Raw genomic sequence first — 3,352 nt, forward strand, 5'->3', positions numbered from 1 at the left:
GATGCTGCCGGCGGATTTGCAGGAGGCGCTGTATGCCCTCTCCCGGGGGGAAGGTGAAGAGGAAGGGCGGGCATTAAATCCGCAGCGCCGGGCGAAAGCGGCCGAAATGGCGGAATCCCTGGGGATGTTTACCGAACCGGGCAGTTTTGAGCATGAGCTGTTTAATCTGCCGGGGGAGCTGTGGCCGGAGGCGGATGTGACCCTGATTGATTTGGGGCACCTGGCGCGGGAAGGGTATGAGGCCCAGATGGCGCTGACGATGGTGAGTCTTATCAACTCCATCAACAATATTGCCGAGCGGGATCAGTACCGGGCCCGGGACATTAATTTTGTGGTGGATGAGGCGCATATCGTGACGGTCAACCCGCTGTTATCCCCCTATGTGACCAAAGTGGTGAAAATGTGGCGGAAACTGGGGGCCTGGCTGTGGCTGGCGACCCAGAACCTCGATGACTATCCGGACTGTGCCGAGAAAATGCTCAATATGGCGGAGTGGTGGGTGTGTCTGACGATGCCGCAGAAAGAGGTGGAGGCAATCGCCCGCTTTAAGACGCTCAGTGAGGAGCAGAAACAGGTGCTGCTGTCCGCAGCCAAACTCTCCGGCTGTTACACGGAAGGGGTGGTGCTGGCGCGGAAAGTGGAGGCGCTGTTCCGGGTGGTACAGCCGAGCTTATATCTGGCGCTGGGGATGACGGAAAAAGAGGAGAAGCAGCAACGGCGGGTGCTGATGGAGCAATACGGATGCAGTGAGCTGGAAGCGGCGTTCAGGGTGGCAGATGAACTTGACCGGAAACGGGGGTTACCGCCCCGGGCGCCGGGGTGACCGGCTGAGGTTATCGTATGGTGAAAATACGGATGCAGTGAGCCGGACGCGGTATTCCGGGTGGCGGATGAACCTGACCGGGAACGGGGGTTACCGCCCCGAGCGCCGGGGTGACCGGCTGAGGTTATCGTATGGTGAAAATACGGATGCAGTGAGCCGGACGCGGTATTCCGGGTGGCGGATGAACCTGAACGGAAACGGGGATTACCGCCCCGGGTGCCGGGATGATGAAACGGGTGGAGCAGGGAGTGGGTAAACCGTGTTGCAGCACGGCTTACCCGGCCGCTTCATTGGGTATGTTAAAAAGAGGAAACATGACGTCATGAAAACGACGGGAGTTAAAGTAACGCTTTTGTCGCTGGTTGTCAGTTATTCCTGCGCTTTACAGGCCAAAAACGTGTCACTGGGGGACACGGCCGTGGCCACGGGGCAGCACAGTACGGCTGTCGGTGAGGGCAGTATGGCGCTGGGGAACAATATGACGGCGGAACAGGCGCAGGCGGCGATGAAAGCCCAGAATGCCCTGTTGCAGAACAGGGCGCAGGCGCATGAGCAGTACATGCAGACGCAGGCCCTGTTTGACAGTAAATCGCTGGCGAACAGCAATATTCTGGAGCGTCAGGAAGCGATGAAACCGTTGTTGCAGCAACAGGAGACCCTGGCGGGTCAGCGTACCGCGCAACAGCAGCAGGTGACACAGGCACAGCAGGTCGCTGACCGGATGGCACAGATTTATGAACGCAATCTGGGGGCGGTTTCACAGATTGTGGATGAGAATTTTGTGGCGTTGTGGCAGCAGGGGCAGGCTGACCGTCTGGCTCAGGAAGTGAAAAAACGGGTTGAGCAGGATACGTCGGTCAGTAATGACACGCAGTTTTATGTCAGTTATGTTAATGCCTATATTGAAGCGAAAACCAGAAGTGCTCTGGTTAATGAAACCATCAAAGAGAAAACCGGTTCTCAGATTACGACCAACTATCAGGGTGTGGCCCTGTCCCCGGTACTGAGTGCCGGCCACAGTGATAAAGCGATGCTGTGGTCGGATGCGGTCACGGACAGCGAGCAGAAGAAACAATTATCCCGTTTACACCTGAATACCGCGGCCCTGAAGGGCGTTGCCGGTTATCAGGAAGAGCTGGCCAAAATCGCCCTGATCACCTCTGCGGACGGGAAAAAGAATCTGTATCAGGCTTATCAGAAAAATGCCCGGCAGCAAATTGAGCAGGGGCTCACCGGGGTGACAGAGGCCGGGAAGCAGATCCTGTCAGAGCTGTATCTGGATAACATCGATGAAGGCACCTTTAATCAGATGGTCAGCGGTATTTTCACCCGCTATGAGAATCAGCTGAACTACCTGATCCAGCTGGATAAGGTCAACAGTTTATCGCCGGACAGCCCGGATTATGCCAAAGAGTTACAGCAACTGCTGGTACTGGAAAGCCGTCCCCGGGATAACACCGTCGGGCTGAATACCAACCCGGAGGCGCTGAAACAAAAAGTGGATCAGTACCTTCAGGACAATGCGCTCAGTCACACACAGGCCATGTCGTCACAGGCCACACAGCTGAAACAGCAGTTATCGGCGGAAAAAGCCGTCACCGATCAGGCACTGAAGCAGGCAGAAACGCAACTCTCCCGGCTGGAAAAGGATCTCTCCGCGCTGGATACAAAGTTGTCTGATTTGCGTCCGACGCAATCCGAGCTGGAAAACATCCGGGATCTGGAGAAGGTGAAAGCCGAACTGGCGCAAAAACAGGCGGAATATCAGGCGGCGGATAAAGCCCTGAATGAGGCGCAGAGTACGCTGAGTCAGGGTAAACAGGCTGTTGCGGTCGGGGATAAGAGTCTGGCGCTGGGCGAAAAATCCGTGGCACTGGGTGTGGATGCCCGGGCGCTGGCGAAAAACAGTGTGGCACTGGGGGACGGCAGCCTGGCTGACCGGGATAACAGCGTGTCCGTCGGCCGTGAAGGTCAGGAACGTTTTCTGACGCATGTGGCGGCCGGCATTGCAAAAACGGATGCGGTCAACAAAGGGCAACTGGATGAGGAGCGGGATGCGCGTATTGCCGGCGATAAGCAGACGCTGAAACAGGCCATGGACTACACCGATGTGAGCATTCAGTACAGTGAGGCGAAGACAAACAAGCGGATTACGGAAGAGCAGCAGGCCCGTATTGAGGGGGAGGAACAGACCCTGGCGGCCGCAAACCGCTATACCGATGAGACGTTCGGGCAGGTGACCCACACGGTGCTGGACAATGCCCGGCAGTATACCGACCAGCGTTTCAGTCAGCTGGACAATAAAATCAGTCAGGTGGAGAAACGGGCCAATGCGGGGATTGCCGGGGTGACCGCAATATCTTCCATTCCGTATGTGAACAGTGAGCGTTTTTCGTTCGGGATGGCGATGGGGCATTACCGTGATGCACAGGCGATAGCCACCGGGGTGCAGTATAAGCCGACGGCCAATACCAATGTGCGCCTGAATGCGTCATGGAATAACGGCGGCGATACCAGTATCGGCGCCGG

The 3,352-nt window shown here is 56.8% G+C and carries 1 protein-coding gene and 1 pseudogene; both read left to right on the top strand.

Translation table 11 applies throughout. The features are described 5' to 3' along the window. Positions 1 to 823 (top strand): annotated as a pseudogene (locus AACQ49_RS15845) (conjugative transfer ATPase); the annotation flags it as partial. A gap of 322 nt (positions 824 to 1,145) precedes the next feature. Further along, a partial coding sequence (gene taaP / locus AACQ49_RS15850; RefSeq protein WP_161779160.1) for a trimeric autotransporter adhesin TaaP occupies positions 1,146 to 3,352 on the top strand: 2,207 nt, incomplete at its 3' end.

This window comes from Proteus sp. G2675, assembly GCF_963886535.1.
Classification (GTDB): Bacteria; Pseudomonadota; Gammaproteobacteria; order Enterobacterales; family Enterobacteriaceae; genus Proteus; species Proteus mirabilis.